This is a genomic window from Flavobacterium sp. J49, assembly GCF_011742145.1.
In the GTDB taxonomy this organism is placed as follows: Bacteria; Bacteroidota; Bacteroidia; order Flavobacteriales; family Flavobacteriaceae; genus Flavobacterium.
Genome location: NZ_JAAQQU010000080.1, coordinates 1 through 2,692, shown reverse-complemented (window position 1 = coordinate 2,692; position 2,692 = coordinate 1). Strand labels below are relative to the sequence as shown.

Genomic DNA, 2,692 nt, shown 5'->3' with positions numbered 1-2,692 from the left:
TAACGTTCCGCCGCTTGCGACAGTGGCGACTTTTAAAATTATTAGATGTAAATATAATTAAAATTTGAACTTAGTATTTTCCGCCTAAGAAAAATAAAACCAGCCATTGTTGCAAACGGCTGTTACCGCTAGGTTTTACACTTCGATTACAGACACAAAATAGACTTAGCCGAGAAACGTAATCAGCGTCCAAACAAGTTACTGTTGAACTTCCACAAAGCCTAAACCTTACCAAACAAAAAAAGAACAAAGCTCAGAAACGTAATTCGTTTACAGATATTTTTTTTTCAGCGCAAAACTTAAGAAACTTGATCTTTTCGGCTCAATTTTCCATTAAAATTAAACCACAAAAAGACGAAGAATATGATTTTTAAAACGCAACCAAAACTTAGCGGTAACGTTCCGCCGCTTCTCGTCAGTTGCGAACTGCGGAACTGTGTACTTTCGGCTAAGATAAAAATTATTGCGGAAACTGAACTTGAACTTACTACAAAATTCGCAATTGCGAGAAACGGCTGTTATGTGCTGGCGTTCCTACTAACTTGAGTCGTTAACATTTGCCGCAAACTTTTCCAGTTTCCATTTTCGGCGCAAACTTTTCAAGCTTTATTTTTTCAAATACATTTTGGTCAACAACAAATTTTTTCAACGTTTTATTCGCAAACTTTTCAGCGCAAACTTTGCCATAAACTTTTTCAATTTTCTACTTCAGGCAAACTTTTCACGCATTACAAAACATAAACTTTTTCAGATTCATTTCCGCAAACTATTAAAAACTTGAACTGAAAATTTCGACTTGATTTTGTTGCAATAGGTTCTTGAATTGCAGATTCGTGGAACGCTAGCATATAACGTTTCGCGGCTAGTTGCATTTGCGAAGCCAACGAACTGCGTACTGTCTGCTAAGATAATAGTTTTGCGTGAAAATAGAAGTACAACTCAAGAAAATCCAGCATGTGCTACTAACCGCTGTTATAGGCAGTGCTAGCTTTTCGGTTTTTGGTTAAAATTTAAATCAAACTTTAAACTTTCTATTTTTAAGTCTTTCTTGGTTTTTTCAAATTCGGTTTCGTTTAATGGACCAAAAATTCCTTTTTGAGAGTTTGCCTGATTTTTTTTAATGTCAATTATGTAATAACTTGTTTTAGTTTGAGAATTCTCAAGTTGTTTAGCTATAATGTAATTTTTATTATGACCTACTGCATAAACATAACTAGCTATAATTCCTTCTGAACAGCCATCACAATCTTTAATAAGCTTGGTGATTGATCTGTTAGATTCTAAATCATTCCAACCAACTTCATATTCACCGATAATTTTTTGGTGTTGACTTTCGTCTAACCAAGCACAACTATTAATTAAAAATGAAATTATTACAATCAAAAATGGAGTTGTCTTTTTCATAGAGTTGTTTTGCATTGCCTATAACGTCTTGCGGCTTGCAACAGTTGCAAAAATTTATCACCGCTGATTCCAAATATAAAATTACTTTTTGAATTTTCGGAGAAAATTCGGTGAAAGCCCAAACCTTGCAATTGTTGCAAACTGCTGTTATGTGTTCGGCTTTCTATCTTAGCAACCACTTTCACCGACAAACTCTTGCGTTACTTTTTTGCCATTTTTATTTTCAATTGATATCAAACCTTTATTCCACCAACTTTCGTCAGCGTGCTTTTTGGTTTTATCTGCTTTTATTTCAATAGTTATTTTGTATTCTTCAGTGTTATATTTACAAATGTAATCTTCATTCTCAACTGTATTTGGTTTGTAAACTCTGCTTGAAAGCTTGAGTTTTATAACTTTATTATTTATAGAAACAAAAGCTATACTATCAAAATTTGACGCAAAAACGAATTTACTTTGTTCGTAATCTTTTTCATTTTTTGAGAAAATACAAGAGCAACCATCAATTTCTTTCGGCAGTGTTTTAAAGCTATTCAAAGTAAATTCGGTTTCGTTTACTTCTGTTTTACTTTCTTGGTTTTTACAAGCAGAAAACACAAAAAAACCAATAAGAAAGACTAAATATTTTAGATTGTTCATTGTTTCTAATTTTGCAGATTTTTAAGCTGACACATAACGTTCCGCAGATTGCTACAGTTGCGACGATTTATTACTGATGATTCCAAATATAAAACTCCTTTTTGAATTTTCGGAGAAAATTCGGGACAAACCCAAGCCTAGCAATTGTAGCAAACTGCTGTTGTATGCTGTTTTACTTTTCAATTATGTACTTTTCAATATTCTCCGCCAAATTTTCGCAATCTTTATTCTCTTTTGTACTACAATGACATGGCACTAAAAAATAGTAATAATCATTTAAATAAAATGATTTAAAATTAAATTTCCCGCTCTGGAAAAAGCAAGATTGCACAAATAAATATTTTTCAACTTCTTTATTGAAATTTGTATCAATGTCAGATTTTTTATAAACATAATAATTTACTTTTCTTGAGTTGCCTTTTGTATTAATAAAAGTGACATTATATTGGATTTCTTTACCGAGAAAACTGCTTTTTTTCATATCAATTTTTACAGTCCAATTTTCACAGTTAAATTCTTTCCAATCATTTTCCACTGATTGAGATTGGCTGATTTCAAAGCAAAAAATGGAGAATATGATAAAAAATGTTTTCATGTATTAACTACAAAATTTCTATTAAAGCACATTTTTAAAATAGCATACAACGTT

The 2,692-nt window shown here is 31.7% G+C and carries 3 protein-coding genes; all 3 read right to left on the bottom strand.

Annotated elements, in window-relative coordinates; all coding sequences use genetic code 11:
- Positions 1-984: 984 nt before the first annotated feature.
- The 3 genes from HA632_RS01950 to HA632_RS01940 all read right to left on the bottom strand — a co-directional run bounded on the left by HA632_RS01950 (position 985) and on the right by HA632_RS01940 (position 2,638).
- The gene (locus HA632_RS01950) at positions 985-1,404 is read right to left on the bottom strand and encodes a DUF3997 domain-containing protein (protein WP_176305563.1); all 420 of its coding nucleotides are present in this window, start codon (positions 1,402-1,404) and stop codon (positions 985-987) included.
- A 168-nt stretch (positions 1,405-1,572) separates the two neighbouring features.
- Positions 1,573-2,043, bottom strand: a complete 471-nt coding sequence (locus HA632_RS01945) for a hypothetical protein (RefSeq protein ID WP_176305562.1) — start codon at positions 2,041-2,043, stop codon at positions 1,573-1,575.
- Positions 2,044-2,215: 172 nt separating this feature from the next.
- Positions 2,216-2,638: a hypothetical protein gene (locus HA632_RS01940; RefSeq protein ID WP_176305561.1), complete on the bottom strand. Its 423-nt coding sequence runs from the start codon at positions 2,636-2,638 to the stop codon at positions 2,216-2,218.
- Positions 2,639-2,692 lie beyond the last annotated feature (54 nt).

What these genes read in the sequence shown, in the direction of transcription:
- HA632_RS01950 (WP_176305563.1), bottom strand. Translation starts at nt 1,404, where the DNA reads ATGAAAAAGACAACTCCATTTTTGATTGTAATAATTTCATTTTTAATT.
- HA632_RS01945 (WP_176305562.1), bottom strand. Translation starts at nt 2,043, where the DNA reads ATGAACAATCTAAAATATTTAGTCTTTCTTATTGGTTTTTTTGTGTTT.
- HA632_RS01940 (WP_176305561.1), bottom strand. Translation starts at nt 2,638, where the DNA reads ATGAAAACATTTTTTATCATATTCTCCATTTTTTGCTTTGAAATCAGC.